The following is a 26080-nucleotide window of genomic DNA, read 5'->3' on the forward strand; positions in this document are numbered from 1 at the left end:
ATACCCATGCATAGCGGCCTGCGTTAAACGAAATATCGTCAGGTCCCTCGAATTGCGAGGAATTTCTGCGATTTGTGATCACGCTTTTTGGAGCTGTGATCACAAACAAAAATTCTGTTTGCCCGATGTTAGCGATGTGATGGGAGAATCAGCGTTTTTATGCCGATTTGCCTTTGCGATTGTCGCCCGGCGAGGGCGGCGGTAACGAGGGGAAACAGCGCGCGGAGGGGCCAAAATGCGAAATCTGGAGAGATACGGGCCGGATCGCCACGATCCCGAGGCGCTGCCGGTGGTGGTGCTGGCCCATAACGAGGCCAATATCCTGCCGGACTTTCTCGACCATTACCGGCGCATCTGCCGCCCCAGCTTTCTCATCGTCGACGACCGGTCGAGCGACGGCACCGCCGAGTTTCTCGCCGCCCAGCCCGATGTCACCGTGTTCCGCCCGCTGCCGCATTCGCATTTCAAGACCGACAAGGCGGAGTGGCGCGGCGAGATCATGGATGCGCTCTGCGACGGGCGCTGGAGTCTGGTGCCCGATCTCGACGAGCATTTCGTGCCGCCGGTCGCGCTCGATACCCTGATCCCGCAGATCGAGGCGGAGGGCGCCGAGGTCGTGCTGACCATCATGATCGACATGTACGATGACCGCCCGCTCGCCGATCACGTCTATCCCGACCCGCGCGGCCTGTCGCTGGCGGAGAGCTTTCCGTTCTTCGACACCCAGGACGATTTTCCGCAGGGCTATATCATGCGTCCGGTGACCCCGAAGGTGCTGGCGCTGAACCCGTCGCCGCCGAAAATCTTCAACGGTGGCGCGCGGCACCGGATCTTTTACCCCAAGCCCAAGGGGGCGGGGCCTGTGGCGCAATGGGTGGTGCGCCACCGCTTCGGGCTGGATCGTCCGATCAACGCGCGCGCCTCCTGGCTGGATCGCCGCGTGTCGCGCAAGCTGTTCAGCGGCTCGCTCAATTGCACCAAGCTGGGGCTGCTGAAGTGGAAGAAGGGGATGCGCTTTGCCGGCGGGCCGCACAAGGCGGATACGGCGCTGCGCTGTTCCGAGGCGATAGCCGCCTTCCTGCATTACCCGCTGACGCGCGGCCGCAAGGGGGTGGAATATATCGCGCAGCGCGGCCAGCACGCCGATGACAGCGAGCATTACAAGCGGCTTCTGGAGGGAGGGGCGCTGGAGCGCTCGCCGGTCTTCGCGGGCTCGAAGCGGTATTCCGGGCCGGGCGATCTCGCCGGGCTGATCCGGGGAGTGCCGGGGCGCTGACGCCCCGGCGAAAGGCTTAGGCGAGCGAGCTGTCGATGCCTTTGCAGGCCTCGACCAGGCCCTTCACGGCGTTGACCGAGGTGTCGAACATCTCTTGCTCTTCCTTGTTGAGCTTGATGTTGACGATCTTCTCGATGCCGCCGGCGCCGATCACGGTGGGCACGCCCACATACATGTCGGAAACGCCGAGGTCGCCGTCGCAATAGGCGGCGCAGGGCAGAACGCGCTTCTGGTCTTTCAGATAGGCTTCGGCCATTTCGATGGCCGAGGTGGCCGGCGCGTAGAAGGCCGAGCCGGTTTTCAGCAGGCCGACGATCTCGGCGCCGCCGTCACGGGTGCGCTGCACGATGGCGTCGAGCTTCTCCTGGGTGGTCCAGCCCATCGCGATCAGGTCGGGCAGCGGGATGCCGGCGACGGTCGAGTAACGGACGGAGGGCACCATAGTGTCGCCGTGGCCGCCCAGAACGAAGGCGGTGACGTCTTTCATCGACACGTTGAACTCGGTGGCGAGGAAGTGACGGAAGCGCGCCGAGTCGAGCACGCCGGCCATGCCGCAGACCTTCTCGGCCGGCAGGCCGGAGAACTTTTGCAGCGCCCAGACCATCGCGTCGAGCGGGTTGGTGATGCAGATGACAAAGGCATCCGGAGCGTTGTCGCGGATGCCTTCACCGACGGATTTCATCACCTTGAGGTTGATGCCGAGCAGGTCGTCACGGCTCATGCCGGGCTTGCGCGGCACGCCTGCGGTCACGATGCAGACATCTGCGCCGGCGATGTCGGCGTAATCCTGCGTGCCCTTGAGCGTCGCGTCGAAACCTTCCGAGGGGCCGGATTCCGCGATGTCGAGCGATTTGCCCTCGGGGGTGCCTTCGGCGATGTCGAAGAGGACGACGTCACCCAGTTCCTTCAGGGCTGCGAGGTGGGCGAGCGTGCCGCCGATCTGTCCCGCGCCGATCAGGGCGATCTTGGGTCTTGCCATGGATCTAATCTCCGCTCCATTTGTCAATTCCGAGGTTTGCCTAAGGGTTTGGCCGGGCGCGCGCAAGAGCGCTGCGCGGCGGCAATCCCGGGCGGAGCGGGAGAGGCCCCGGAAATGGTGGCGCAAAAGGTAGCGAAATCTGCGGCTTAGGGTGGTGTTTCGCGGTATGCTTTTGAATACCGTTTTAACGAGACGCGCGTTCGGGACGCATCTTGAGGCATTTTTCGGGCAGCGTAGCGGGGCGGCGGACGATTCTCGCGCCGCCCAGGGGAGGAGTCAGGCGTCGCTTTCGGGGGCCTGCAAGACCTCGTTCAGCGCCTCGAAGGCCTGGCCGCTGGCAATGAGGCAGGTGAGGCCGGTGACCGAGGTGACGGTGATCGTCCAGCTTCCGGTTTCGGCGGAGGCAAAGACCTCCATCACATTGTTGTTGCTGCCGAGCCCGATGCTGCGCCGGGTTTCGCCATAGCTTTCCGCCAGTTTCGCCACCACCTGATCGCGCGGCGCGCAGGCGTTCTGCTGGGCGCCGGCAGCGGTCGCCCCGAATGCGATAAGGCCCGTCAGCGCGGCCAGTATCCGTTTCATCGCTCTGCCCTTTCGGCTGTCGCATGCGGTGCTTGCGCCCGCTGCGTGATGCCCTCTGCCTGATGCCGGCCCGAATGGGGCCTTGCGGTTTCCGCCCTGCGCCAACAGGCTGCGCAGAAAAGCCCAAGGAATGGTTAACAGGGCGGGCGTTCCGGCCCGGTCGTGCTGCCGGTCTCCTGCTTTCGTCGCTTTTTTCTGCGATGCGGCGACTCCGCTCTTGCACTTTTCGCAAAAAAATGACCTCTACCACGCAACTTTATTTCTTCGACAGGGAGAAGACTCATGGACCTCACGCTGCGCCCCTACCGTTCGGTGCTCTATATCCCCGGCTCCAAGGACCGGGCTTTGGACAAGGCGCGCGGGCTGCCCGTGGATGCGATCATTTTCGATCTCGAGGATGCGGTCTCGCCCGGCGAAAAGCCTGCCGCGCGCGAGACGCTGGCCGCCGCGCTGTCGCTGGGCGGCTATGGCAAGCGCACCAAGATCGTGCGGATCAACGGGCTTGAGACCGAATGGGGCGAGGCCGACGCCAGGGCCGCCAACGACATGGATTGCGACGCGGTGCTGCTGCCCAAGGTGGAAAGCCCCGAGCAGCTCGACGCGCTGGCCAGGCTCACCGACAAGCCGCTCTGGGCGATGATGGAAACGCCCAGGGGCATGCTGAACGCCGCCGCCATCGGCGCGCATCCGCAGCTCATGGGCATGGTGATGGGCACCAACGATCTGGCCAAGGAGCTGAACTCGCGCTTCCGCGCCGACCGGCTGCCGATGATGGCCTCGCTGGGGCTATGCCTGCTGGCGGCCAAGGCCACCGGCTGCGTGATCGTCGACGGGGTCTATAATGCCTTCAAGGACGATGCGGGGCTGAAGGCGGAATGCGATCAGGGCCGCGACATGGGGTTCGACGGCAAGACGCTGATCCACCCCGCACAGGTCGAGATCACCAACGCGGCCTTTGCGCCGACCGAGGCCGAGGTCGAACTGGCGAAACGGCAGATTGCGGCCTTTGAAGAGGCCGAGAAGGCCGGGCAGGGCGTTGCGGTGGTCGATGGCAAGATCGTCGAGAACCTGCATGTGGCGACCGCGCAGAGCGTCCTTGCCAAAGCGGAAGCCATTGCCGCGCTGGGAGAATAACCGCAGGGTGGCCGGAACGAATCCCGATCACAGGAGAGCCCCATGATCCTTCTCGTTCTCGGTGTCGCGCTCTGGTGGGCGGCGCATCTCTTCAAGCGCGTGGCCCCGGCGCAGCGCGCGGCGCTGGGCGGCAAGGGCCGTGGCCTCGTCGCATTGCTGCTGGTGGGCGCGGTGCTGCTGATGATCTTCGGCTATCGCATGGCCGATGGCGCGGTGTTCTGGGGCCGACACCCGGCGACGGTGGGGGTCAATAACCTGCTGATGCTGGCGGCGCTCTATTTCACCTCGCCCGGCCCGAAGAAAGGCGCGCTGTTCTACCGTATGCGCCACCCGATGCTGACCGGCATTCTGCTCTGGGCCGTGGCGCATCTGCTGGTCAATGGCGATGTGCCGAGCTTTGTGCTCTTTGGCGGGCTGGGCGCCTGGACGCTGGTCGAGATGGCCGTGATCAACCGCGCCGAACCGGGCTGGACGCCCCCCGCAAAGGGCGCAATCCGCAAGGACATCATCTTTGCCGCCGCCAGCGTGGTCCTGCTGCTTGTCATCGGCTGGATCCACACCTGGCTCGGCTACCCAACCTTTGGATAAGACCATGAAACTCTACCGCTTTCTCTCCGAAGACGACACTTCGGCCTTTTGCCACAAGGTGACCGCCGCCCTGAACAAGGGCTGGGAGCTGCATGGCGACCCGACCTATGCCTTCGACGCCGCCAATGGCGTGATGCGCTGCGGCCAGGCCGTGGTGAAGGAGGTCGACGGCACCTACACCCCCGACACGAAACTGGGAGAGCATTGATGGCAAAGACCAATCCGGGCCGTTTCTTCGAGGATTACCGCGTCGGTCAGGTGATCGACCACGCGGTGCCGCGCACCGTCACTTCGGGCGAGCGGGCGCTCTATCACGCGCTCTACCCGGCGCGGTATGCGCTCTATTCCTCCGACGCGTTCGCCCGCGCCTGCGGGTTGCCGGAAAGCCCGATCGACGATCTGGCGGCCTTCCATGTGGTGTTCGGCAAGACCGTGCCGGATATCTCGCTGAACGCGGTGGCCAATCTCGGCTATGCCGAAGGGCGCTGGCTGGTCCCGGTCTATGCGGGCGACACGTTGCGCTCGTCCTCCGAGGTGATCGGGCTCAAGCAGAATTCCAACGGCAAGAGCGGCGTGGTCTATGTGCGCACCACCGGCAGCAACCAGCGCGGCGAGACCGTGATGGAGTATTGCCGCTGGGTGATGGTGCGGAAGAACGATCCCGACGCGCCGGCGCCCGAGACGGTGATCCCCGATCTCAAGAAAGTGCTGACGCCGGAGGATCTGGCGGTGCCGCAGGGGCTGAATTTCGACAATTACGATTTCACCCTCGCGGGCGAGCCGCATCGCTGGGGCGATTATCAGGTGGGCGAGACCATCGACCATGTGGACGGGGTGACCATCGAAGAAGCCGAGCACATGATGGCGACGCGGCTCTGGCAGAACACCTCCAAGGTGCATTTCGACGCCACGATCCGGCCCGACGGGCAGCGGCTGATCTATGGCGGCCATGTGATCTCGATGGCCCGGGCGCTGAGCTTCAACGGGCTGGGAAATGCGCAGATGATCGTGGGTCTCAATGCCGGTGCGCACGCCAATCCCTGCTTCTCCGGCGACACGGTGAGGGCCTGGACCGAGGTGCTCGACAAGGCCGATACGCCGGCGCCGGGTGTGGGCGCGGTGCGGCTGCGGCTGGTGGCGACCAAGGGTGGTGCGCCGTTCGAGCTCAAGGGAGAGGATGGGAAATACCTGCCTAACGTCTTGCTGGATCTGGATTATTGGGCGCTTATGCCGCAGTAGGGTATGCCAGGCTGTTAACGATTTCGTCGCAATCATGTCGCGGTCCCGCTAAACTTGACCTCGGGGAGAGATTCGTTCCTGAAGAGGTGAGGGACCGCCATGTCTGCAAACAGCCTTCCGCACGGATCCGAAGACGTTCTGGCTCTGCCTGCCGGACAGATCCCCGACACGATCAGCGCGCTGGTCAGGAAACGTGAATTCAGCAGCCTTGTCTGCCGGATCCATCGCGAGATCCGCTCGCCCGATCCGGCGCTGCGCGCCAAGGGAACCGAGGCGCTGCAACGGCTCGGCTTCCCCGAGTGACTCAATCTGTCCGTGCGGGCTTTCGCGCGGACAGAATCAGACTTTCCAACATCTTCCGCGCCGCAGAATGTTAGCGTGCGAATTGTGATCACAGTTTTTGGCGTGTGATCACATAATCTGCTTATTTTTTCAAAAAGCGATCAAAAAAGCCGCCTGCTGCGCATGCACTCTGGTGACAGAGGGGCGGGAAACCCGCTAGAACCCTGCCACGAGGGAACCGAAAGGACACGCCATGGCCGAAGAGACCCGGATCGAGCGCCCGCTCTCCCCCTTCATGATCGGGCCGTATTATCGACCGCAGCTCACCTCGATGAGCTCCATCCTCACCCGCATCACCGGAAACGCCCTGATCGTCGGCACGCTGCTGATGGTCTGGTGGTTCCTGGCACTCGCCGCGGGGCCGGAATACTTTGAAACCGCCGAATGGTGGATCACCTCCTGGGTGGGCAATCTGATCATGTTCGGGTCGCTTTGGGCCATCTGGTACCACTACCTTGCCGGGCTGCGGCACCTGGTCTTCGACTCGGGCAAGGGGCTCGACATCAAGACCGCCGAAAAACTCGGCTGGGCCTGCATTTACGGCTCCGTGGCGCTGACCGTCGCGACCGTGATCATCTTCTGGATCTGAGGGAGGCATAAAGCATGCGTTACCTGACCGACCGCAAACGCGCCGTTGGCAAGGGCTCGGCCCATAGCGGCGCCGAACATCACTGGTACATGATGGTGAGCTCCGTCGCGCTCGCCTTTCTGGTTCCCACCTTCCTCATCATCTTCGGCCGGGCGCTGGGCTCGGGCTACGAGAACGCGCTGGCCACGTTCGAGCGGCCCTTTCCGGCGATCCTCGCGGGGCTCACACTCTTCGTCGGCATGCAACATTTCCACAAGGGCGCCCGCGTGATGCTCGAGGATTACACCAGCGGTTCCACCCGGAAGCTGCTGATCATGCTGGTTGTGGGCCTGTCCTATGCGCTCACCGCTGCCGGAATTTTCGGCATCGCCAAGATCGCCCTCTGAGACAGAAAGACCCGGAAAAATGGCTGCATACGAATACGAGACGCATGACTATGACGTCGTGGTGGTCGGGGCAGGGGGCGCTGGCCTCCGCGCCACGCTCGGCATGGCGGAGCAGGGGCTGCGCACCGCCTGCGTGACAAAGGTCTTCCCGACGCGTTCGCACACCGTCGCCGCACAGGGCGGTATCGCGGCGTCGCTGTCGAACATGGGCCCCGACAACTGGCAGTGGCACATGTACGACACCGTCAAGGGCTCGGACTGGCTCGGCGACACCGACGCGATGGAATATCTCGCCCGCTCGGCGCCCGCCGCCGTCTACGAGCTGGAGCATTACGGCGTGCCCTTCTCGCGCACCGAAGAGGGCAAGATCTATCAGCGCCCGTTCGGCGGCCACACCACCGAATTCGGCGAAGGCCCGCCCGTGCAGCGTACCTGCGCCGCAGCGGACCGCACCGGCCACGCCATCCTGCACACGCTCTATGGCCAGTCGCTGAAGAACAACGCCGAGTTCTATGTCGAATATTTCGCCATCGACCTGATCATGTCCGATGACGGTGTGTGTCAGGGCGTGGTCTGCTGGAAGCTCGACGACGGCACGTTCCACGTCTTCAACGCCAAGATGGTCGTTCTGGCCACCGGCGGCTATGGCCGCGCCTATTTCTCGGCGACCTCGGCGCATACCTGCACCGGCGACGGCGGCGGCATGGTGGCGCGCGCGGGCCTCGCGCTTCAGGACATGGAATTCGTCCAGTTCCACCCGACCGGCATCTACGGCTCGGGCTGCCTGATCACCGAAGGCGCGCGCGGCGAGGGCGGCTATCTGACGAACTCCGAGGGCGAGCGCTTCATGGAGCGTTACGCGCCGACCTATAAAGACCTCGCGCCGCGCGACTACGTTTCGCGCTCCATGACCATGGAGATCCGCGAGGGCCGTGGCGTGGGCGAGCATGGCGACCACATCCACCTGAACCTCTCGCACCTGCCCGCCGAAGCGCTGGCGGAGCGTCTGCCGGGCATTTCCGAGTCGGCCAAGATCTTTGCCGGCGTGGATGTCACCAAGGAGCCGATCCCGGTTCTGCCGACGGTGCACTACAACATGGGCGGCATCCCCACCAATTACTGGGGCGAGGTGCTGAACCCGACCGCCGACGATCCCAACGCCGTCGTGCCGGGCCTGATGGCCGTGGGCGAGGCGGGCTGTGCCTCGGTGCACGGCGCCAACCGTCTCGGCTCCAACTCGCTGATCGACCTCGTGGTCTTCGGCCGCGCCGCCGCGATCCGCGCCGGCAAGGTGGTCGACAAGGACGCGCCGAAGCATGCGCTGAACCAGCCGTCCGTGGACAGGGCATTCGACCGGTTCGACGGGCTGCGCAACGCCGATGGCGGCACGCCGACCGCCGAACTGCGGCTCGAGATGCAGCGCACCATGCAGGAGGACGCGGCGGTGTTCCGCACCGACAAGACCCTGAAGGAAGGCGTCGAGAAGATGACAGCCATCGCCGGCAAGCTCGGCGATCTTAAGGTCACCGACCGCTCGCTGATCTGGAATTCGGATCTGATGGAGACGCTGGAGCTGACCAACCTCATGCCCAACGCGCTCGCCACCATTGTGGGCGCCGAGGCGCGCAAGGAATCCCGGGGCGCGCATGCGCATGAGGATTATCCGACGCGCGACGACGACAACTGGCGGGTCCATACGATCAGCCGCGTCGAGGGCAATCAGGTCGCGCTCAGCCACCGTCCGGTGGTGCTCGATCCGCTGACCAAGGAAGACGAGGGCGGCATCAGCCTCGCCAAGATCGCGCCGAAGGCCCGCACCTTCTGATGCGTCACGCGCTTGCCCTTCTGCCGTTGCTGTCTCTGGTCGCTTGCACGCAAAAAGCCGATCCAGTGACGCAATGTATGTTCCAGGTCGATGCGCCTGGAACATACGAATACCCGGCAGGGGTGGCGAACCCGGTGATCACGCCGGGGCAGGGCGGTACGCAAGCCGGTGCAGATGCGCTGATGGCCTGCGTCGCCGCCAAGGTTGGCGAGGCGCCCAGCGTCTCCGGCGCCACTGGAGGGATCCCGGAAGAGACCGAGATTCGGCGCACCGAGAGCGGCGCAACCGTCAAGCGATACACCTACGGCACGCCCCCGTCTGCGGCGGCTCGTCAGCGCGACGCGGGCGAAATGTCTGCCGTGCCTGTGGCTGAGGCGGGATACGGGCAATGCCCTCCCGGGGCCTCCAGCATGTACAGGGGGACGCTTTATTGCCTGGGGCAGTGATCCTCACTGCTGGACGGGTGGCCTGTGCTGGGGCCTTTCTGGCCCTGAGCGGCTGCACGGTGCTCCAGCCCGCGCCGGACCGGGGCGATCTTGCGCTTGAGACGGCGCGCGCCGCCGTGGCGCCGGTGCTGATGGAGAAAGCGCCGGGCGTGCCGACAGAACGGGCGGTGGACTGCACACTCGAATATGCGACCAGGGGGCAGATCGAGGCGCTGGCGCAGAATTCAGCGCTGGGTCAGCCCGGCTTGAACGACGATATCGTGACCGATATCCTTTACACACAGGGCACTCGTGACTGCATGCGTGGCGGTTTGATCTACGAAGTGCTCAACTTCCAACTGTTTCCTTAGGAGACCCCGCTTTGCGCAAGGCCCTCCTCATCACCGTGCTTCTCGCCGCCTGCTCGCCGCAGAGCCAGGACGAGATTGCGCGCGCGGCGGCGCGGTCGACCGTGTCCAAGGTGGTGACCGAGCGCTTTCCGGGGGTGCCGGTGCAGCCGGCCATCGACTGCATCATCGACAACGCGACTGCGACGCAGATCTACGCGCTGGCCGGCGACAGCCTGACCGGACCGACGCAGAGCACCGTTCAGATCGTCAGCGAAATCGTGTCGAAACCCGAGACGCTGACCTGCCTCGCCGCCGAGGGGCTGCCGGCGCTGTTGCAGGGGAGGGCGCTATGACCGCGCTCCCGCTCTTCGGCAGCTCGCAACGTGTGGAGCCCTGGACAGGGCCGTCGCGCGTGGTGCTGCATTGCGGGTTCCGCAAGACCGGCACCACCTTCATTCAGGACGTACTGCGCGACAATGCGGCGAAACTGCCCGAGGGCTTTGCCGCCAGCCCGCGCGAGACGCTGACCCGGGGCTGGCGCCGCGCGGTCGCCGACGACATCCGCAAGCGCAATCGCGCCACTGCGCGCGAGCTTCAGCGCGAGGCGCAGCTGCTGCGCGCCGCCATCGCGGCGATGCCGGCGAAAACAGCGCTGATTTCCGACGAGAATCTCTTTGGCACCGATGTGGTCGCACCGGACGGGGCGACGATCTTCCAACTGGCCGCGCAGTATCTGCCGATGCTCGAAACAGCGCTGGCCGGCGCATCTCTGGAGCTGGTCTTCTATACCCGCGACATGGGCAAATGGCTGCGCAGCGCCTGGGGGCAGGCGGTCAAGCGCAAGGGCGAAACCGCGGATTTCGACACATGGGCTGCCCGTCAGCCCCCGCTCGACTGGGAGAGCGGGATCGCGACGATCCGTGCCGCGGTGGCCTCGCCGGTCACGGTTTACGCCATGGAGGACGATCTGGCCGGAGAGGCCCCCCTCATGGGGCGCGCGCTTTTCCGCCATGCCGGGCTCGACGACGCCACCGTCGCCACGTTCGACCTGCCCGATGCCTCCAACACCGCGCTGCCCGCCGGCGCGATGGATCTCATGCGCAAGCTCAACGGTCTGGGGCTTGCCCCCAAGGACCGGCGGGCGGTGTCGCAACTCGTCGAGGACAATCCGGAGGTGTTCCGGAGATGACCTTTCAGATCTTCACTTGGTCCGGCGCTCTAGCTGGACCGGACCTTGCCACCCCATAGACTCACCCGAAAGGACAGCAGAGGCTCGCCATGGTTCAGTTTACGCTTCCGAAGAATTCCAAGATCCGCACCGGCAAGACCTGGCCGAAGCCCGAGGGCGCGACCAATGTCCGGGCGTTCAAGATCTATCGCTGGAATCCCGATACCGGTGAAAACCCGCGCGTCGATACCTACTATCTCGACATGGACAAGTGCGGGCCGATGGTTCTGGACGCGCTGATCAAGATCAAGAACGAGGTCGACCCGACCCTGACCTTCCGCCGCTCCTGCCGCGAAGGCATCTGCGGCTCCTGCGCGATGAATATCGACGGGATCAACACGCTGGCCTGTATCTACGGGCTCGACGAGATCAAGGGCGACGTCAAGATCTACCCGCTGCCGCATATGCCGGTGGTCAAGGACCTGATCCCCGACCTCACGCATTTCTATGCCCAGCACGCCAGCATCATGCCCTGGCTGGAGACCAAGACCAACCGCCCCGAGAAAGAGTGGAAGCAGTCCATCGAGGATCGCAAGAAGCTCGACGGCCTTTATGAATGCGTGATGTGCGCCTCGTGCTCGACGGCCTGCCCGAGCTACTGGTGGAACTCCGACCGCTATCTCGGACCGGCGGCGCTGTTGCACGCCTACCGCTGGATCATCGACAGCCGCGACGAGGCGACGGGCGAGCGTCTGGACGGGCTGGAAGACCCGTTCAAGCTCTATCGCTGCCACACGATCATGAACTGCACCAAGACCTGCCCGAAAGGTCTGAACCCGGCGAAAGCCATCGCCGAGATCAAGAAGATGATGCTGAACCGGGTCGTCTGATCCTCCCGGGTATCGCTATTGAGCGCCGCGTCCTCCCGGGGGGGGCGCGGCGTTTTTTCTGCCCAAGGCAGCGCCGCTCCGCGCGGCTGCCCCTGGGGAACCATGCAAAAGATGCATTTCGCATTTGCAGCATCGTGGGGTGTGCTGCGCCGCGGCAAGGTCTATTTCGACCGGCAAGGGGAGGATACGGAGCAATACCGAAAGGCCAACCCGATGCAAAAACAATCCGACTCCAAAATCGACGCGCAGGAAGCGCTTGCCGTTCTCGAACAGGCCTATGCCTATTATCAGCCCGAGCCGGTGCTGGTGCACACTGCCGTGCGCGAGATCGAAGAAGACACCGACGGCTTTGCCTATTACCGCGCGGCCTGAGCCGCTGGACCCGCCGGCGCGGCGGGCTAGTCTACGCGTCATGAGAGCAGATATCCCGAAACGGAGCCGGCAATGATCTTTGCTGTCGGCTTCGTTGCCTTTTTCATCGGTCTGATGATCTACAACGCCCGGCATCGTGGCCGGCGCCAGTGCCGCTGGCGCGCCTATCGGCAGGGCGAGGGCGCCACGCGCTGGACCTGCGTGCACTGCGGCGCCGAGGTCGAGGGCGAGGCGGGAAAACCGCCGACGGTGTGCCTGCGCGACAACAGCTGAGCGGCCCGGAAAATTTTTGCGATTATCGCGAAATTTCCCCCTTGATCGAATCCGGCTCTGGCCTCATATGCCCGCTCAAGACGCCAACGCACGCGCCTCTGTCGAGGTGGGCAATTCCACACCCACGCGGTTACGTAGCGACGGTAACGTCTCCCTTGGAACTGAGCGGTCTGCGCCGGGAAACCGGAATGGCCGGGTCTGATTGGAGATGACCAATGAACGCATACGTGACCGGGCTCGCTGCCCGTCAATCCACCGTCTTTGCCCCCCAAGTCGCCGAAGCTGCCCCCGAGCAGCACCTCTCGCGCGCCGAGGCCTATATCCGCGCCCATGAGTTCGCGCGTCCGACCCTGGTGATCGACACCCAGGCGGTGGCCCGTCAATACGCCGCGCTGGCGCAGGGGCTGGGCCGTGCCCGCATCCACTATGCGGTCAAAGCCAACCCGGCGCCGGAAATCCTGCGCCTGCTGGCGCGTCTCGGCTCCAACTTCGATGCCGCTTCGCGTGTCGAGATCGCCATGTGCCTCGCCGCCGGCGCCACGGCCGACCGCATTTCCTTTGGCAACACCGTCAAGAAAGTGTCCGACATCGCCTGGGCGCATGCGCAGGGCGTGAGCCTCTTTGCCGCCGATGCCGAGGAAGAGCTGGAAAAGCTGGCCGAGCACGCGCCGGGCGCCCGCGTCTATATCCGCGTGATCGTCGAGAACTGCGAAGCCGACTGGCCGCTGACCCGCAAATTCGGCTGCGCCCGCGACAAGGCGCTGGAACTGATTGCGATGTCTAAGGCGCTGGGGCTCGACCCGGTGGGCCTGTCCTTCCATGTCGGCTCGCAGACCCGCCGCGCGCAGATGTGGGCACCGGTTCTGGATCAGGTCGCGGCCATCTGGCACGCCGCTGGCGAGGCCGGTCATGAGCTGTCGCTGCTCAACATCGGTGGCGGTTTCCCGGCCTTCTATGGCGAGGCGATCGAGGCGCCGATGAACTATGCCGCCGACGTGATGGGGCTGGTGCATGAGCGCTTTGGCGACGTTACCGAGATCATGGCGGAGCCGGGCCGGGGGCTGGTCGCCGAGGCCGGCGCGATTGCCGCCGAAGTGCTTCTGGTGTCGAAGAAATCCGACAACGACCTGCACCGCTGGGTGTATCTCGATATCGGCAAGTTCTCGGGGCTGGCGGAAACCATGGAAGAGGCGATCCGCTACCAGTTCCTGACCGACCGCGACGGCGACGATCTCGGCGCCTGCATCCTTGCCGGCCCGTCCTGCGACAGCGCCGATGTGCTCTACGAAAAGCGCCCGGTCGAGCTGCCGCTGGGCCTGAAAGCCGGCGACCGCATCATCATCCGCTGCTGCGGCGCCTATACATCGACCTATGCTTCGGTCGGCTTCAACGGCTTCCCGCCGCTGGATGTTGTTGCGATCTGAGATCTACCGCATGACTCACGGACCAAAGGCCGGCCCCCATCGGGGTCGGCCTTTTTCATTTTGCGAATGGCGGGAGGGGGCGGGCAATGGAGCAGAGGGGAATGGTGGGCAAATTGCCCACCCTACGGATCACGCGATCCCCGCCCCGGACCTGATCCGGGGCCTCGTCTTTTCAGTTGTCGAGGATATTCTCACCCAAGCTGCCGCGTCGAGTATCCGGACCCGAACATCGCCCCCCACGCCTCTGGCCCGGAAACAAGCCGAAGACGCCTCTCACACATCGCATAGCGATGTGTTGCCGGCAGGCGTTTGCTTGCAAACGCCGAGAGGCGAGCCCAGCGGCGGCCCCGTTCGGGCGAGCTGCCGTTTTGGTGACGGAAGTGCCTTGTTGAGAGGTCAGCCGGATTTGGCAGGGATAAAGTACGGAGCTCCAAGGCCAGTGCGGCATCCGACGGGCAGCCACTGCGCCCGGCTTTTGTTGCGCTTGTGGAGCGGTTTGACGAGCGCAAAGGCTTGTGGGCAGCCGAAGCTACAGGTCCTCTCCGTTAGCGCCGCCCCTTCAACCGCATGGACATCCCCGGCAATTCCGGTAACCGTAGCGCCGTCGCCGGGCGCAGATCCGGCAGGGGATAACAGGGATAAGACAGGGAGTTCCGCAATGTCCGTGAAAACGCTTCTCGCCGCCGCGAGCCTGGTGGCGATGGCCGCCACCGCGCAGGCCGAGGTCAAGGTCGGTCTGATCACCACGCTTTCGGGCGGCGGCGCGAGCCTCGGGATCGACACGCGCGACGGGTTCCTGCTGGCGATGGACGCGGCGGGGCGCGACGATGTCGAGGTGATCGTCGAGGACGATCAGCGCAAGCCGGACGTTGCCGTGCAGATCGCCGACAAGATGATCCAGTCCGACAAGGTCGACATCCTTACCGGCATTGTCTGGTCGAACCTCGCCATGGCCGTAGTGCCCGCCGCCACCGCGCAGGGCAAATTCTACCTCTCGACCAATGCCGCGCCGGCGCAGCTCGCGGGCAAGGGCTGCAACCCGAACTATTTCTCGGTCTCCTACCAGAACGACAATCTGCACGAAGCCGCCGGTGCCTTCGCCAAATCCGAAGGCTACAGCAAGCCCTTCATCATGGCGCCCAACTACCCCGCCGGCCATGACAGCCTGAACGGGTTCAAGCGCTTTTACGGCGGCGAGCTGGCGGGCGAGGTCTTTACCCAGCTCGGCCAGACCGATTACGCCGCCGAACTGGCGCAGATCCGGGCCAGCGGCGCCGACAGCATCTTTTTCTTCCTGCCCGGCGGCATGGGGATTTCCTTCCTCAAGCAATATGCCGACAGCGGCATCGAGCTGCCGGTGATGGGCCCGGCCTTCTCCTTCGATCAGGCGATCCTTCAGGCGGTGGGCGACGCCGCACTCGGCGTCAAGAACGGCTCCAACTGGTCCAAGGATCTCGACGTGCCGGCCAACGCCACCTTCGTCAGCGCGTTCGAGGAGAAATACGGCCGGCTGCCCTCGCTCTACGCCGCCTATGGCTATGACACCGCGAACCTGATGCTCTCGGCGCTGGACGAGGCCGAACCTGCCGATGCGGATGCCTTCCGCGCGGCGCTGAAGGCCGCCGAGTTCGACAGCGTGCGCGGCAAGTTCTCCTTCGATACCAACAATCACCCGATCCAGGACATCTATATCCGCGAGGTGATCAAGGAGGGCGACATCTACACCAACAAGATCGTCGCCACCGCGATCGAGGACCGGTCGAGCGCCTATGTCGCCGACTGCCCGATGCAGTAAACCCGGCGGCCCCGCCCGAGACGAGCGCCCGCAATGTCCCCGATCCTGCTTGCTGAACAGGTCCTGAACGGCCTGCAATCCGGTGTCATGCTGTTTCTCATGGCCGCCGGGCTGACGCTGATCTTCGGCGTCATGGGGCTGATCAACCTGGCGCACGGTTCGCTCTACATGGTGGGGGCCTTTGCCGCCGCCACGGTCGCGGGGCTCACCGGCTCGTTCCTGCTGGCGCTGGTCGCGGCGCTGGCCGCCGCCGCTGCCGCCGGTGCGCTGGTCGAGCTGCTGGTGATCCGCAGGCTTTACGCTAAGGATCATCTCGACCAGGTGCTGGCCACTTTCGCGCTGATCCTGATCTTTTCCGAAGGCACGCGCTGGCTTTTCGGCTCCTTCCCGCTCTATCTCGACATCCCCGAGGCGCTCTCGGGCACCGTGACCCTGCCCGGTGGCATCGCCTATCCCGCCTACCGGCTTGCGCTGATCGGGGTGGGGGTCGCGGTGGCGCTGGGGCTCTGGTGGCTCAACGCCCGCACCCGGCTCGGCATCCGCATCCGTGCGGGTGAGAACGACCGCGAGATGATCGCGGCGCTGGGGGTGGATATCGGCAAGCTCTACACGCTTGTGTTTGCGCTCGGCGCGGCGCTGGCGGGGCTGGCCGGCGCGCTGGTGGGGGCGATCCAGTCGGTGCAGGTCGGCATGGGCGAGCCGGTGCTGATCCTCGCCTTCGTGGTGATCGTGATCGGCGGCATCGGCTCTATAAAGGGCGCGCTGATTGGCGCGCTGCTGGTCGGGCTCACCGATACGCTGGGCGGCGTGCTGCTGCCCGAGCTCTTCAAGCTCTTCACCGATCCGGCCAGCGCCGCCGCCAGCGGTTCGGCCTTTGCCTCCATGGCGATCTATATCCTGATGGCGGCGGTGCTGATCTGGCGGCCCACCGGATTGTTCGGGGCGCGGACATGAGCCGGGAAAGCTGGCTCAACGCCGCGCTGCTGCTCGCGCTGGTGGTCGTGCCGGGATGGGCGCTCTGGGCCGACGAGCCCTTTACCATCACGCTTGCCACCCGCGCGGTGATCTTTGCGCTGGCGGCGGTGGGGCTGAACATCGCGCTTGGGATGGGCGGGCTGGTGAGCCTCGGCCATGCGGTGTTTTTCGGCATCGGCGGCTATGCGATGGGGATCCTTGCGAGCCATGCGCAGAATTATACCGCGCTGATGGAGTGGCCCTTTGTGATCGAGGGCACAAAATCCATGCCGGTGATCTGGCTTGTGGCGGTGGCGGCCTCTTCCTGCGCTGCGCTTGTCATCGGGTTGTTGAGTCTGCGCACCTCGGGGGTCTATTTCATCATGATCACGCTGGCCTTCGGTCAGATGATGTATTTTTTCGCGATCTCCTGGCCGGCCTATGGCGGCGAGGACGGGTTGTCGATCTATGTGCGCAACGGCTTTCCCGGTCTGAACACGCTGGTCCCGATCCAGTTCTACGGCATCTGCCTCGTCTGGCTCTGCATCGCGTTGCTGCTCTATGCGCGACTGATGCGCTCGCCCTTCGGACTGGCGCTGAACGCGGCGCGGCAGGTGCCGGCGCGGGTGCGGGCCGTGGGGCTCGACCCGAGGCGGCTGCAACTGGTGGCGCTGGTGATCTCGGGCGGGATCACCGGGCTTGCCGGGGCGCTCTTTGCCGATCTCAACCGCTTTGTGAGCCCCTCCATGCTGAGCTGGCAGATGTCTGGCGAGATCATGGTCTTTGTCATCATCGGCGGCGTGGCGCGGCTCTTCGGACCGGTGGCGGGGGCGGGGTTTTACGTGCTGCTGGAGCATCTTCTGGGCGGGGTCAGCGAGTTCTGGCAGATCTTTCTCGGGCTTTTCCTGCTGGCGGTGGTGCTGTTCGGCAAGGGCGGTCTGGTGGGCATGATCGCGGGGAGGCGGCGCGATGGCTGAGCCGGTTCTGGCCACCCATGGGCTAAGCAAGGCCTTCGGCGCGCTTCAGGCGAGCGACGGTATTTCCATCGACCTGCGCCCGGGCGAGATCCACGCCATCATCGGCCCGAACGGCGCCGGGAAATCCACACTCATCGCGCAGATCTGCGGCGCGCTGGCCCCCGATATCGGGCGGGTCGAGTTCCTCGGCCGCGACGTGACGCGCGCGAGCACCGAGGCGCGGGCGGCGCGCGGGCTGGCGCGGACCTTCCAGACCTCGGCGCTGGCGATGGAGGATACGGTTCTGCAAAACGCGCTGCTCGGTGCGCTGGGGGCCAGCGGGCGGCCATGGCGGTTCCTTGCGCGGGCGGATCGGGACGCAAGCCTGCGCACCCGTGCCGAGGCGGCGCTGGAGGCGGTGGGGCTCGCCGATCTGGCGGAGCTGCGCACCGCCGAGCTAAGCCATGGCCAGCGCCGGCAGCTCGAGGTGGCGGTCGCGCTGACGCTGGCGCCCAAGGCCTTTGTCATGGATGAGCCGATGGCGGGGCTGGGGCAGGAAGGCTCCAAACGTCTGACCGGCTTTCTCGACGGGCTGCGGGCGCAGGCGCCGATTCTGCTGGTGGAGCACGACATGGACGCGGTCTTTGCGCTGGCCGACCGGATCAGCGTGCTGGTCTATGGAAAGGTGATCGCCACCGGCAGTGTCGAGGAGATCCGCCGCGACCCGCGGGTGCGCGACGCTTATCTGGGGGAGGAGGCATGAGCCTGTTATCCCTGCACCGGGTCACCGCGTCTTATGGCGCGAGCCAGGCGCTCTTTGGCGTCGATCTGGAGATCGCGCCGGGGCAGGCGGTGGCGATGATGGGCCGCAACGGCATGGGCAAGACCACCACCGTGCACTGCATCTGCCGGATGCTGCCGGCGCAGGGCACGCTGGTTTTCGACGGCCACGATCTGAGCCGCCTGCCAAGCCACAAGGCCGCGCGGCTGGGCATTGGGCTGGTGCCCGAGGGGCGGCGCTGTTTCCGCGATCTGACGGTGAGCGAAAACCTCATCGCCGCCGCGCGCCCCGGCCATTGGGATGCGGCACGGGTCGAGGCGCTGTTCCCGCGTCTGGGCGAGCGGCGGCGCCAGCGCGCCGCGTCGCTCTCGGGGGGCGAGCAGCAGATGCTGGCCATCGGGCGGGCGCTGATGACCAATCCGCGCCTGCTGATCCTCGACGAGGCGACCGAGGGGCTGGCCCCGACCGTGCGCCGGGAGATCTGGGCCGCCATCGCGGCGCTCAAGGCCGAGAGCGGCATGGCGATGCTGGTGATCGACAAATCGCTGAAGGAGCTGCGCGGGGCCTGCGACCGGGCGGTGATCCTTGAACGCGGGCGCAGCGTCTGGAGCGGCGCCATGGCGGATCTCAGCGGCGAGATCGGCGAGACCTATCTTGGGTTGTAGGCCGCTGTTACCGTAAAGCGATTCGCCCGGTGTCAAAGGTGCAGACGGATACAAATTCGGGGCTTTTGCGCCTTTGTCGCTGTTTTCGCGCCGGGGTCGATTTGGCGGGTTGTTCCTGATTTCGACTATTGCATTGTACTGCAATAATAATTTGAAGATTGCGTATCGCTTTCGGGTGTTTCCGTTTTGGAAACGCATAGTTTTCGGCAAGTTTTCGCCACATTTCCTCTAGAGTTGCGCCACCGTAGCCCGACCGGCGGACAGGCGCGTGCCTGCGCGCGCCGTTCCCGGCGTAACAGGAGCCGCCATGCCTCCCTTCGACCCGAGCGCCGCCCTTGGCGACATGGAAGATATCAACGGTGCGTTCGAGATCGAGGTGGTCGCCCGCTTCGACGACATCCTCGCCGGGTACTGGCAGCGGGTCATTGACTTCGGCAGCGGGCCTGGCACCGACAATATCCTGCTGGCGCAGGTCGAGAACACCTCGGACATGGTGTTCGCCATCTATCAGGACGGAGAAAGCCACCGGGTGACCGCGTCGGATGTCATTGTCGAGGGCGAGGTGGCGACCTGGAATATCGGGGTGGAGCCGGACGGGCTGATGTGGATCGCCAAGAACGGCGAACGCCTGGCCGAGGCGCAGGGCGTGGTGCCTGCCGATACCAGCCGGCTCAACGAGCTTCTGGGCGAGTCGAACTGGGCCGATGACGCGCCGCTCGAAGGCGCGGTGCTGGGTCTCGACGTCACCAACGAGGGCGAGACGCCGGATGGCGGCTTTCTCAATGAACCCGAGAACATTGCGGGCGCGTTCCGGGTCGATGCGGCGGTGCGCTTCGACGATGTGGCGGGCCGGGCCTGGCAGGGCGTGTTCGACTTCGCCGACAGCGCCGGCACCAGCAGCATTGCGCTGACGCAGGACGGCGCCAGCAACGACATGACCTTTGTGATCGTGCAGGACGGCGAGACCCACAGCCTCACCGCCGAGGACGCGATCACGGAAGGCGAGATGGCGCATTGGGCCGTGGGCGTGGAGACCGACGGCACGATGTGGATGGAGAAGGATGGGGAGCGGCTGGCCGAGGGGCAGGGGGTGGTTCCCGCCGATGTGGCCCGCGATGATTTGAGCGTAGGCGATGCGACCGAGGCCGGCGGGGCGGCCATCGACGGGGTGGTGCTGGACCTGACCGTGACGCAGGACGGCACGCCGGTGCCGCCGGAGGAGCCCGAGGATCCGACCGTGCCCGAAGAGCCCACGCCGCCGGAAGAGCCCACCGACCCCGAAGAGCCGCCGGTGACCGACCCGTCGCCCGCGCCCGAGGAGCCGGTTGCCGAGGGCGAGATCCCGCAGATCGACGGCGCGTTCCGGATCGACGTCACCGTGCGCTTCGACGACCTTCAGGGCGCCTATTGGCAGCGGGTGGTGGATTTCGGCGACGGCCCCAACAGCAACAATATCATCCTCGGTCAGGTCGAGAATACCGGCGACATGATGCTGGAGATCTGGGCCGAGGGCGAGGCGCATCGCGTGGTGGCCGAGGGGGCCATCGTGCAGGGCGAGACCGCCGAGTGGAGCGCCGGGGTCGATCCGGACGGGCTGATGTGGATCGACAAGGACGGCGCGCGGCTGGCGGAGGCCGACGGCGTGGTGCCGGAGGATGTCGACCGCGAAAACCTGCTGGTCGGGGAATCGAACTGGCCGGAGGACGACGCGCTGGTGGGCGAGATCTCGGGCATCGCGGTCACCGCGCTGAGCGAGCCCTCCGATCCGGGCGAGGGCGATCCGACCGATCCGACCGACCCCGTCGATCCGGTGGACCCCACCGATCCGACCGATCCAACAGATCCCACGGATCCGACCGATCCCGGCGATCCGCCGCCTCCCGTGACAGGCGCCGGCGACATGATCTTTGTGGCGCATCAGGACGACGACCTGCTGTTCATGAATCCCACGATCAGCGATCTCATCGACGGTGACGCCCCGGTGACCACGGTCTACCTGACCTCGGGCGATGCCGGCATGGGCGAGGAATACTGGAGCGAGCGCGAGGCTGGCGAAAAGGATGCCTATGGCGAGATGGCGGGCGCCAATGACTGGGTCGATGAAACCGTCTCGATCTCGGCGGGCGGCGTCGAGCACGAGATCGCCAGCTCCTATCTCGCCAGCGACCCCGATATCCGGCTCTATTTCCTGCGCCTGCCCGATGGGTTCCAGGGCACCGGGTCGGAGACCTATGACGGCGAAAGCCTCGAAAAGCTCTGGGATGGGCGCATCGACACGATGACAGCCGTCGACGGCAGCGCCACCTATAGCAGCGAAGAGCTGACCGGCGTGCTGACCCAGCTCATGGAGCGGCACACGCCCGATCAGATCCACATTCAGGACCATACCAGCGAACACACGGATCTGGAGCATTCCGACCATGTGCACGCCTCGGAATTCTCCGCTCAGGCGGCGGCGGATTATAGTGGCGAGCTGACGGTGACCAGCTATTACGGCTATGCCACCTGGGGCTTCGAGGAGAATGTCGAGGGCGCAGAGCACGAGGAGATGCGCGACATCTTCCTGCAATACGCCGCGCATGACACGCAGGTCTGGGCGAGCGAGGGCATGCTGATCGATTCATATGAAGAATGGCTGCAACGGGAATATGTGCTCGACCAGTACAGTCATGACGGCTCTGCACTGGCGGCGCTGGCCAGCCAGTCCGAGGAGGACGCCGAGGCGGCGCGCCTGGCGCTCGAGGAACAGGAAGCCGAGCTCGATCCGGTGATCGTCTGAGCGCGTGGTCTTGCTGGCGCGGGCGTAATCGGCTTCAGTCGGGCTCTCGAAAGGAGTGCCCGACATGAGCCAAGCCCCCGCCGATGCCGATGACCGCCGCGCGATCGCCCCGGTAATCTGTTATCCGCCGGAAACCCTGCCACGGCCGGACATGGCGCTTTATTCTGCGGCGCTCTGCGAGGCGGAACCGGTCTCCGTCGCGGTTGCCGCGCCGCGCGAGGCCTGCCATTTTCGGGTGAAGGCCGGGCAGTTCTTTCGCATCGTAAGCGTCGAGGGGCCGCAGGTCGGCGATCTCAACCTCTGGCGGGACGGCGACCTCTCCGAGCGCTTCTATTCCGGTAAGACCCGTGCGCTGCACGGCACCCATGTGAGCACCGGCGAGCGGCTGTGGTCGTCTTTCCCGCATCTGCGGACCATGGCGACCATCGTCGAGGACACGCTGAGCTGGTATGGGATCGACGCCTATGGCGGCGCGGTGCATGACGTGATCGGCACCCGCTGCGATCCCTATACCGGCAATCTCCTCTCGGGCACGCAATACCACCATTGCTGCCATTCCAATCTGATCCGGGCGCTCTCCGATGCCACCGGCATGACGCGGCAAGAGGCCGAGCCGCATGTGCATGATGTGCTGAATGTCTTCATGTGCACCGGTTTTACCCGCGATACCGGCCAGTATTTCATGAAGGCGAGCCCGGTGCGCCCGGGCGATCATCTGACATTATTCGCCGAGATCGACCTGCTGGGCGCGCTCAGCGCCTGTCCGGGCGGCGACTGTTCTTCGGAACACAGCTCCGATAGCGCGCAATGCTATCCGCTGAGGGTGGAAATTCTTCAGCCGAAAGCGGGAGCGCTGGCCGGCTGGCAGTCTCCAGCGCGCAATGGCTATGACGGCAGCCATGGACGATAGGCGCGGCGTGCGCGCCTATCGGTAAGATCTGTGCCGCTATTCGGCGGGGGCGAAGGCGGCTTCGAGTGCGATCTGCACCATGTCGCCGAAAGAGCTTTGCCGGTCCTCTGAAGAGAGCGACTTGTGATACAGCAAATGATCGGATACGGTCAGCACAGCGAGTGCCCGCGCGCCATGTCGCGCGGCGAGATTGTAGAGTTCCGCTGTTTCCATCTCAACGCCGAGTATCCCGTGCCGTGTCATGATCTCATTGAGATCGGGGCGTTCATCGTAGAATACGTCTGCGGAATAGATTCCGCCGACATGGTATTTTGTTTTCAGCGTTCTGGCTGATGAAACGGCGGCTGCGAGCAATTCGTAATTCGCGCAGGGTGAGAAATTCAGCTCTCTGAATATTCCAGAGGAAGGGGTGGAAAGGGATGAGGCCGTCATTGCCAAAATGACGTCACGCAATTCCACGCTTTCCTGCATTGCACCGCAAGAGCCGATGCGGATCAACGTATTTACGCCATAATCTCGTATCAGCTCATTCGCATATATGGACAGGCTGGGCATTCCCATTCCGGAGCCATGGATGGTGACCCTGTGGCCTTGCCATGTGCCGCTAAACCCCAGCATGCCACGAACCCGGTTTATGCAAACCGGGTCCTCAAGAAAGGTCTTCGCGGCCCATTCCGCCCGTAGCGGATCGCCGGGCAGCAGCACCGTTTCGGCGATCTGCCCGGGCTCCGCAGCGATATGAATGGTCATTAAAGCGCCAGATCTTCCATGGACTTGCCCGACTCGAGCGCCTCGACCACCCAATTGGGTTTGCGACCGCGTCCCGTCCAGGTCTGCGACGGATCGGTGGGGTTTGCGTATTTCGGAGCGCCCTTGGACCCTTTGGTCCCGCCTGCGGAAAGGATCTCGTCGAGCGAGAAACCAAATTCTTTTGCGGCCTGTTCGGCAGCGCGTTTCGCCTCTGCCCGGCGTCTGGCGTCGATGGTTTTGAGCGCCTTCTCCACGTCGTTCTTCAGCTGTTTCAGTTCGTCTTTCGAAAGGCTTTCAAGTTCGATCTGCATGCTCGTCTCCATTTTGTAAGGGGAGCTTTTTTACAAGAATAGCATAATCGCAAGAGTGTAATTTGTGTCATGTCACATTTTCTTTAACGAAAAGCGAAAAGCCGCTCACCTTTCGGGTGAGCGGCTTTATTCAATTTCTATTCGCGAGTGGCGTCTGGCGCTATTCAGCGGCAACGGCCTCGGCATCGACGAGCGTCACGATATCCCTCATGATCGTGTTCAGCGCAAAGTCTTTCGGGGTGTAGACTTTGGCCACGCCCATTGCTTTCAGCCGCTTTGCATCCTCGTCCGGAATGATGCCGCCGACGACCACGGGAATATGCGACAGCCCTTCCTCGCGCATCCGGTCCATAAGGTCTTCGACCAGGGGGATATGGCTCCCTGAAAGGATCGAAAGACCGACCACATGGGCGCCATTCTTGGCCGCTTCAACAATTTGCTCCGGCGTCAGGCGGATGCCCTCATAGTCGATTTCCATGCCGCAGTCGCGGGCGCGGAAAGCGATCTGTTCGGCGCCATTGGAATGGCCGTCGAGTCCCGGCTTGCCGACCAGGAAGCGCAGGCGCCGGCCGAGACGGTCGCTGACCGCATCCACCGCCTCGCGGATATCCTCCAGCCCCTCGGTCTTGTTGCTGACCGCTTTCGAAACGCCGGTGGGGCCGCGATATTCGCCGTGCACCGCACGCATCTGCGAGGCCCATTCGCCGGTGGTTACCCCGGCTTTCGCCGCCGCGATAGAGGCGGGCATCACATTGCGCCCGTCGTTCGCCGCAGTGCGCAGCGCCTCCAGCGCGGCTTTCACCGCCGCCTCGTCGCGCTCGGCGCGCCAGGCGTTCAGTCGGTCGATCTGCTCCTGTTCGACCGCGGGATCGACGACCATGATGCCGCCGTCTTCGCCCATCAGCGGCGAGGGCTCGCCCTCGGTCCATTTGTTGACGCCGACGACGATGGTCTCCTCGCGTTCGATGCGGTTCAGCCGCTCGGCATTGGCATCGACCAGGCGGCTTTTCATATGGTCGATGGCGCCGATGGCCCCACCCATGGAATCGATATTGGCCAGCTCCGCCCGGGCGCCGTCTTTCAGCGCCTCGACCTTGGCGTCGACCACCGGGTTGCCGTCGAAGAGATCGCCATATTCCAGAAGGTCGGTCTCATAGGCCAGGATCTGCTGCATCCGCATCGACCATTGCTGGTCCCAGGGGCGGGGCAGGCCGAGCGCCTCGTTCCAGGCGGGGAGCTGCACCGCGCGGGCACGGGCCTTTTTCGAGAGCGTCACGGCCAGCATCTCGATCAGGATGCGGTAGACGTTGTTTTCCGGCTGCTGCTCGGTGAGCCCCAGCGAGTTCACCTGCACGCCATAGCGGAAGCGGCGGAATTTCGGATCCTCGACACCGTAGCGCTCCATCAGGATCTCGTCCCAGAGATCGACGAAGGCGCGCATCTTGCACATCTCGGTGACGAAACGGATGCCGGCATTCACAAAGAACGAGATCCGTCCGCAAAGCGCCGGGAAATCCTCGTCGGCGACGCGGGGTTTCAGCTCGTCCAGCACCGCGATGCCGGTGGCCAGCGCAAAGGCCAGCTCCTGCTCGGGCGTCGCGCCGGCCTCTTGCAGGTGATAGGAACACACGTTCATCGGGTTCCATTTCGGCACATTGGTATAGCAGTATTCGGCCACGTCGCCGATCATCTTCAGCGAGGGTTTCGGCGGACAGATATAGGTGCCGCGCGACAGGTATTCCTTGATCAGGTCGTTCTGCACCGTGCCCTGAAGCTTGGTGACATCGGCGCCCTGTTCCTCGGCCACCGCGATATAGAGCGCCAGCAGCCAGGGGGCGGTGGCGTTGATCGTCATCGACGTGTTCATCTGCTCCAGCGGGATCTCGTCGAAGAGCGTCCGCATATCGCCCAGATGGCAGACCGGCACGCCGACCTTGCCCACCTCGCCGCGCGCGAGGATGTGGTCGCTGTCATAGCCCGTCTGCGTCGGCAGGTCGAAGGCCACCGAAAGCCCGGTCTGCCCGCGCGCCAGATTGCTACGATAGAGCGCGTTCGAGGCTTTCGCGGTCGAATGCCCGGCATAGGTGCGGATCAGCCAGGGGCGGTCTTTTTGAACGTCCGTCATGTCGGTCTCCATCGGCAATCAGAATCAAATGGGTAAGCTTGTTGCGTTGTGGGTTGGATATGCGAAATATTATGTCTCGTCAATTCGCCGCGCTGCGGCGTTGTCCGGGCCGTTGCGTCAGAGAGCGGCACCATGCCGCCGCTGAGCTGTGTCCCCTGCGATAAATCTAGCTGGATTGAGCTGCATCTGCCTATTCTGAAGAGAATTCCCAT

At 64.5% G+C, this 26080-nt stretch carries 29 protein-coding genes; 24 read left to right on the forward strand and 5 right to left on the reverse strand.

What is annotated here, in order from left to right:
* The first annotated feature begins 235 nt into the window (after positions 1-235).
* A complete protein-coding gene (locus tag I6N89_RS17765; RefSeq protein ID WP_207019865.1) occupies positions 236-1276 on the forward strand; it encodes a glycosyltransferase family 2 protein in 1041 nt (346 codons plus the stop codon).
* Between the two features lie 16 nt (positions 1277-1292).
* On the opposite strand, the gene mdh is transcribed toward I6N89_RS17765, so the two are convergent.
* Both mdh and I6N89_RS17775 read right to left on the reverse strand, forming a co-directional pair.
* Positions 1293-2255 carry a malate dehydrogenase gene (gene mdh / locus I6N89_RS17770; RefSeq protein ID WP_207019866.1) on the reverse strand — a complete coding sequence of 321 codons (963 nt, stop codon included), beginning with the start codon at positions 2253-2255 and terminating at the stop codon, positions 1293-1295.
* Between the two features lie 276 nt (positions 2256-2531).
* Positions 2532-2837, reverse strand: coding sequence for a hypothetical protein (locus I6N89_RS17775; protein WP_076701765.1), 306 nt, complete (start codon positions 2835-2837; stop codon positions 2532-2534).
* A gap of 282 nt (positions 2838-3119) precedes the next feature.
* On the opposite strand from I6N89_RS17775, the gene I6N89_RS17780 reads away from it, so the two are divergent.
* From I6N89_RS17780 to I6N89_RS17890, 23 genes are all read left to right on the forward strand, one after another.
* A complete protein-coding gene (locus I6N89_RS17780; protein ID WP_207019867.1) occupies positions 3120-3971 on the forward strand; it encodes an HpcH/HpaI aldolase/citrate lyase family protein in 852 nt (283 codons plus the stop codon).
* 42 nt (positions 3972-4013) lie between these two features.
* Positions 4014-4559 carry an NnrU family protein gene (locus I6N89_RS17785; protein ID WP_207019868.1) on the forward strand — a complete coding sequence of 182 codons (546 nt, stop codon included), beginning with the start codon at positions 4014-4016 and terminating at the stop codon, positions 4557-4559.
* Between the two features lie 4 nt (positions 4560-4563).
* Entirely contained in the window at positions 4564-4767 is a 204-nt protein-coding gene (locus I6N89_RS17790) for a DUF1737 domain-containing protein (protein WP_076701777.1), read from the forward strand.
* Positions 4767-5798 carry a MaoC family dehydratase gene (locus I6N89_RS17795; RefSeq protein WP_207019869.1) on the forward strand — a complete coding sequence of 344 codons (1032 nt, stop codon included), beginning with the start codon at positions 4767-4769 and terminating at the stop codon, positions 5796-5798. Before I6N89_RS17790 ends, I6N89_RS17795 begins: the two co-directional genes overlap by 1 nt.
* Before the next feature lie 99 nt (positions 5799-5897).
* The gene (locus tag I6N89_RS17800) at positions 5898-6101 is read left to right on the forward strand and encodes a hypothetical protein (RefSeq protein WP_076701786.1); all 204 of its coding nucleotides are present in this window, start codon (positions 5898-5900) and stop codon (positions 6099-6101) included.
* Positions 6102-6333: 232 nt separating this feature from the next.
* Positions 6334-6729: a succinate dehydrogenase, cytochrome b556 subunit gene (sdhC, locus tag I6N89_RS17805; protein ID WP_076701791.1), complete on the forward strand. Its 396-nt coding sequence runs from the start codon at positions 6334-6336 to the stop codon at positions 6727-6729.
* Positions 6730-6743: 14 nt separating this feature from the next.
* Positions 6744-7115 carry a succinate dehydrogenase, hydrophobic membrane anchor protein gene (sdhD, locus tag I6N89_RS17810; protein WP_076701795.1) on the forward strand — a complete coding sequence of 124 codons (372 nt, stop codon included), beginning with the start codon at positions 6744-6746 and terminating at the stop codon, positions 7113-7115.
* A 19-nt stretch (positions 7116-7134) separates the two neighbouring features.
* Positions 7135-8940 carry a succinate dehydrogenase flavoprotein subunit gene (sdhA, locus tag I6N89_RS17815; RefSeq protein WP_207019870.1) on the forward strand — a complete coding sequence of 602 codons (1806 nt, stop codon included), beginning with the start codon at positions 7135-7137 and terminating at the stop codon, positions 8938-8940.
* Between the two features lie 77 nt (positions 8941-9017).
* A complete protein-coding gene (locus tag I6N89_RS17820; RefSeq protein WP_207019871.1) occupies positions 9018-9386 on the forward strand; it encodes a hypothetical protein in 369 nt (122 codons plus the stop codon).
* Positions 9371-9736 (forward strand): hypothetical protein, encoded by a 366-nt coding sequence (locus tag I6N89_RS17825; RefSeq protein ID WP_236016709.1) that lies wholly within the window; start codon positions 9371-9373, stop codon positions 9734-9736. Before I6N89_RS17820 ends, I6N89_RS17825 begins: the two co-directional genes overlap by 16 nt.
* Before the next feature lie 11 nt (positions 9737-9747).
* Positions 9748-10068: a hypothetical protein gene (locus tag I6N89_RS17830; protein WP_207019872.1), complete on the forward strand. Its 321-nt coding sequence runs from the start codon at positions 9748-9750 to the stop codon at positions 10066-10068.
* On the forward strand, positions 10065-10904 hold the full coding sequence (locus I6N89_RS17835) for a hypothetical protein (RefSeq protein ID WP_207019873.1): 840 nt from the start codon (positions 10065-10067) through the stop codon (positions 10902-10904). The genes I6N89_RS17830 and I6N89_RS17835 overlap by 4 nt, the downstream gene beginning before the upstream one ends.
* A gap of 89 nt (positions 10905-10993) precedes the next feature.
* Positions 10994-11773 carry a succinate dehydrogenase iron-sulfur subunit gene (locus I6N89_RS17840; protein ID WP_076701816.1) on the forward strand — a complete coding sequence of 260 codons (780 nt, stop codon included), beginning with the start codon at positions 10994-10996 and terminating at the stop codon, positions 11771-11773.
* 18 nt (positions 11774-11791) lie between these two features.
* Complete coding sequence (locus I6N89_RS17845; protein WP_207019956.1) at positions 11792-12145, forward strand: hypothetical protein; 354 nt, start codon at positions 11792-11794, stop codon at positions 12143-12145.
* Positions 12146-12217: 72 nt separating this feature from the next.
* Positions 12218-12418 (forward strand): hypothetical protein, encoded by a 201-nt coding sequence (locus tag I6N89_RS17850; protein ID WP_207019874.1) that lies wholly within the window; start codon positions 12218-12220, stop codon positions 12416-12418.
* A 215-nt stretch (positions 12419-12633) separates the two neighbouring features.
* Entirely contained in the window at positions 12634-13842 is a 1209-nt protein-coding gene (locus I6N89_RS17855; protein ID WP_207019875.1) for a type III PLP-dependent enzyme, read from the forward strand.
* Between the two features lie 658 nt (positions 13843-14500).
* A complete protein-coding gene (locus I6N89_RS17860) occupies positions 14501-15637 on the forward strand; it encodes an ABC transporter substrate-binding protein (protein ID WP_207019876.1) in 1137 nt (378 codons plus the stop codon).
* A gap of 33 nt (positions 15638-15670) precedes the next feature.
* Positions 15671-16591 carry a branched-chain amino acid ABC transporter permease gene (locus tag I6N89_RS17865; protein ID WP_207019877.1) on the forward strand — a complete coding sequence of 307 codons (921 nt, stop codon included), beginning with the start codon at positions 15671-15673 and terminating at the stop codon, positions 16589-16591.
* The gene (locus tag I6N89_RS17870) at positions 16588-17568 is read left to right on the forward strand and encodes a branched-chain amino acid ABC transporter permease (RefSeq protein WP_207019878.1); all 981 of its coding nucleotides are present in this window, start codon (positions 16588-16590) and stop codon (positions 17566-17568) included. The genes I6N89_RS17865 and I6N89_RS17870 overlap by 4 nt, the downstream gene beginning before the upstream one ends.
* Positions 17561-18310 (forward strand): ABC transporter ATP-binding protein, encoded by a 750-nt coding sequence (locus tag I6N89_RS17875; protein WP_207019879.1) that lies wholly within the window; start codon positions 17561-17563, stop codon positions 18308-18310. The genes I6N89_RS17870 and I6N89_RS17875 overlap by 8 nt, the downstream gene beginning before the upstream one ends.
* Entirely contained in the window at positions 18307-18993 is a 687-nt protein-coding gene (locus I6N89_RS17880; RefSeq protein WP_207019880.1) for an ABC transporter ATP-binding protein, read from the forward strand. The genes I6N89_RS17875 and I6N89_RS17880 overlap by 4 nt, the downstream gene beginning before the upstream one ends.
* Positions 18994-19300: 307 nt before the next feature.
* A complete protein-coding gene (locus tag I6N89_RS17885) occupies positions 19301-21772 on the forward strand; it encodes a PIG-L family deacetylase (RefSeq protein WP_207019881.1) in 2472 nt (823 codons plus the stop codon).
* A 64-nt stretch (positions 21773-21836) separates the two neighbouring features.
* Entirely contained in the window at positions 21837-22682 is an 846-nt protein-coding gene (locus tag I6N89_RS17890) for an urea carboxylase-associated family protein (RefSeq protein WP_207019882.1), read from the forward strand.
* A gap of 36 nt (positions 22683-22718) precedes the next feature.
* On the opposite strand, the gene deoD is transcribed toward I6N89_RS17890, so the two are convergent.
* The 3 genes from deoD to I6N89_RS17905 form a co-directional block, all read right to left on the reverse strand.
* Positions 22719-23432 (reverse strand): purine-nucleoside phosphorylase, encoded by a 714-nt coding sequence (gene deoD / locus I6N89_RS17895; RefSeq protein WP_207019883.1) that lies wholly within the window; start codon positions 23430-23432, stop codon positions 22719-22721.
* Entirely contained in the window at positions 23432-23743 is a 312-nt protein-coding gene (locus tag I6N89_RS17900) for an H-NS family nucleoid-associated regulatory protein (protein WP_207019884.1), read from the reverse strand. The genes deoD and I6N89_RS17900 overlap by 1 nt, the downstream gene beginning before the upstream one ends.
* A gap of 160 nt (positions 23744-23903) precedes the next feature.
* Positions 23904-25868: a protein meaA gene (locus I6N89_RS17905; protein WP_207019885.1), complete on the reverse strand. Its 1965-nt coding sequence runs from the start codon at positions 25866-25868 to the stop codon at positions 23904-23906.
* Positions 25869-26080 lie beyond the last annotated feature (212 nt).

This window comes from Salipiger abyssi (assembly GCF_017311415.1).
Taxonomy (GTDB): domain Bacteria; phylum Pseudomonadota; class Alphaproteobacteria; order Rhodobacterales; family Rhodobacteraceae; genus Salipiger; species Salipiger abyssi_A.

Excerpts from the sequence above, each read along its gene's own strand:
- I6N89_RS17765 (WP_207019865.1), top strand. The coding sequence starts at position 236 with ATGCGAAATCTGGAGAGATACGGGCCGGATCGCCACGATCCCGAGGCG.
- mdh (WP_207019866.1), bottom strand. The coding sequence starts at position 2,255 with ATGGCAAGACCCAAGATCGCCCTGATCGGCGCGGGACAGATCGGCGGC.
- I6N89_RS17775 (WP_076701765.1), bottom strand. The coding sequence starts at position 2,837 with ATGAAACGGATACTGGCCGCGCTGACGGGCCTTATCGCATTCGGGGCG.
- I6N89_RS17780 (WP_207019867.1), top strand. The coding sequence starts at position 3,120 with ATGGACCTCACGCTGCGCCCCTACCGTTCGGTGCTCTATATCCCCGGC.
- I6N89_RS17785 (WP_207019868.1), top strand. The coding sequence starts at position 4,014 with ATGATCCTTCTCGTTCTCGGTGTCGCGCTCTGGTGGGCGGCGCATCTC.
- I6N89_RS17790 (WP_076701777.1), top strand. The coding sequence starts at position 4,564 with ATGAAACTCTACCGCTTTCTCTCCGAAGACGACACTTCGGCCTTTTGC.
- I6N89_RS17795 (WP_207019869.1), top strand. The coding sequence starts at position 4,767 with ATGGCAAAGACCAATCCGGGCCGTTTCTTCGAGGATTACCGCGTCGGT.
- I6N89_RS17800 (WP_076701786.1), top strand. The coding sequence starts at position 5,898 with ATGTCTGCAAACAGCCTTCCGCACGGATCCGAAGACGTTCTGGCTCTG.
- sdhC (WP_076701791.1), top strand. The coding sequence starts at position 6,334 with ATGGCCGAAGAGACCCGGATCGAGCGCCCGCTCTCCCCCTTCATGATC.
- sdhD (WP_076701795.1), top strand. The coding sequence starts at position 6,744 with ATGCGTTACCTGACCGACCGCAAACGCGCCGTTGGCAAGGGCTCGGCC.
- sdhA (WP_207019870.1), top strand. The coding sequence starts at position 7,135 with ATGGCTGCATACGAATACGAGACGCATGACTATGACGTCGTGGTGGTC.
- I6N89_RS17820 (WP_207019871.1), top strand. The coding sequence starts at position 9,018 with ATGTTCCAGGTCGATGCGCCTGGAACATACGAATACCCGGCAGGGGTG.
- I6N89_RS17835 (WP_207019873.1), top strand. The coding sequence starts at position 10,065 with ATGACCGCGCTCCCGCTCTTCGGCAGCTCGCAACGTGTGGAGCCCTGG.
- I6N89_RS17840 (WP_076701816.1), top strand. The coding sequence starts at position 10,994 with ATGGTTCAGTTTACGCTTCCGAAGAATTCCAAGATCCGCACCGGCAAG.
- I6N89_RS17850 (WP_207019874.1), top strand. The coding sequence starts at position 12,218 with ATGATCTTTGCTGTCGGCTTCGTTGCCTTTTTCATCGGTCTGATGATC.
- I6N89_RS17855 (WP_207019875.1), top strand. The coding sequence starts at position 12,634 with ATGAACGCATACGTGACCGGGCTCGCTGCCCGTCAATCCACCGTCTTT.
- I6N89_RS17860 (WP_207019876.1), top strand. The coding sequence starts at position 14,501 with ATGTCCGTGAAAACGCTTCTCGCCGCCGCGAGCCTGGTGGCGATGGCC.
- I6N89_RS17865 (WP_207019877.1), top strand. The coding sequence starts at position 15,671 with ATGTCCCCGATCCTGCTTGCTGAACAGGTCCTGAACGGCCTGCAATCC.
- I6N89_RS17870 (WP_207019878.1), top strand. The coding sequence starts at position 16,588 with ATGAGCCGGGAAAGCTGGCTCAACGCCGCGCTGCTGCTCGCGCTGGTG.
- I6N89_RS17875 (WP_207019879.1), top strand. The coding sequence starts at position 17,561 with ATGGCTGAGCCGGTTCTGGCCACCCATGGGCTAAGCAAGGCCTTCGGC.
- I6N89_RS17880 (WP_207019880.1), top strand. The coding sequence starts at position 18,307 with ATGAGCCTGTTATCCCTGCACCGGGTCACCGCGTCTTATGGCGCGAGC.
- I6N89_RS17885 (WP_207019881.1), top strand. The coding sequence starts at position 19,301 with ATGCCTCCCTTCGACCCGAGCGCCGCCCTTGGCGACATGGAAGATATC.
- I6N89_RS17890 (WP_207019882.1), top strand. The coding sequence starts at position 21,837 with ATGAGCCAAGCCCCCGCCGATGCCGATGACCGCCGCGCGATCGCCCCG.
- deoD (WP_207019883.1), bottom strand. The coding sequence starts at position 23,432 with ATGACCATTCATATCGCTGCGGAGCCCGGGCAGATCGCCGAAACGGTG.
- I6N89_RS17900 (WP_207019884.1), bottom strand. The coding sequence starts at position 23,743 with ATGCAGATCGAACTTGAAAGCCTTTCGAAAGACGAACTGAAACAGCTG.
- I6N89_RS17905 (WP_207019885.1), bottom strand. The coding sequence starts at position 25,868 with ATGACGGACGTTCAAAAAGACCGCCCCTGGCTGATCCGCACCTATGCC.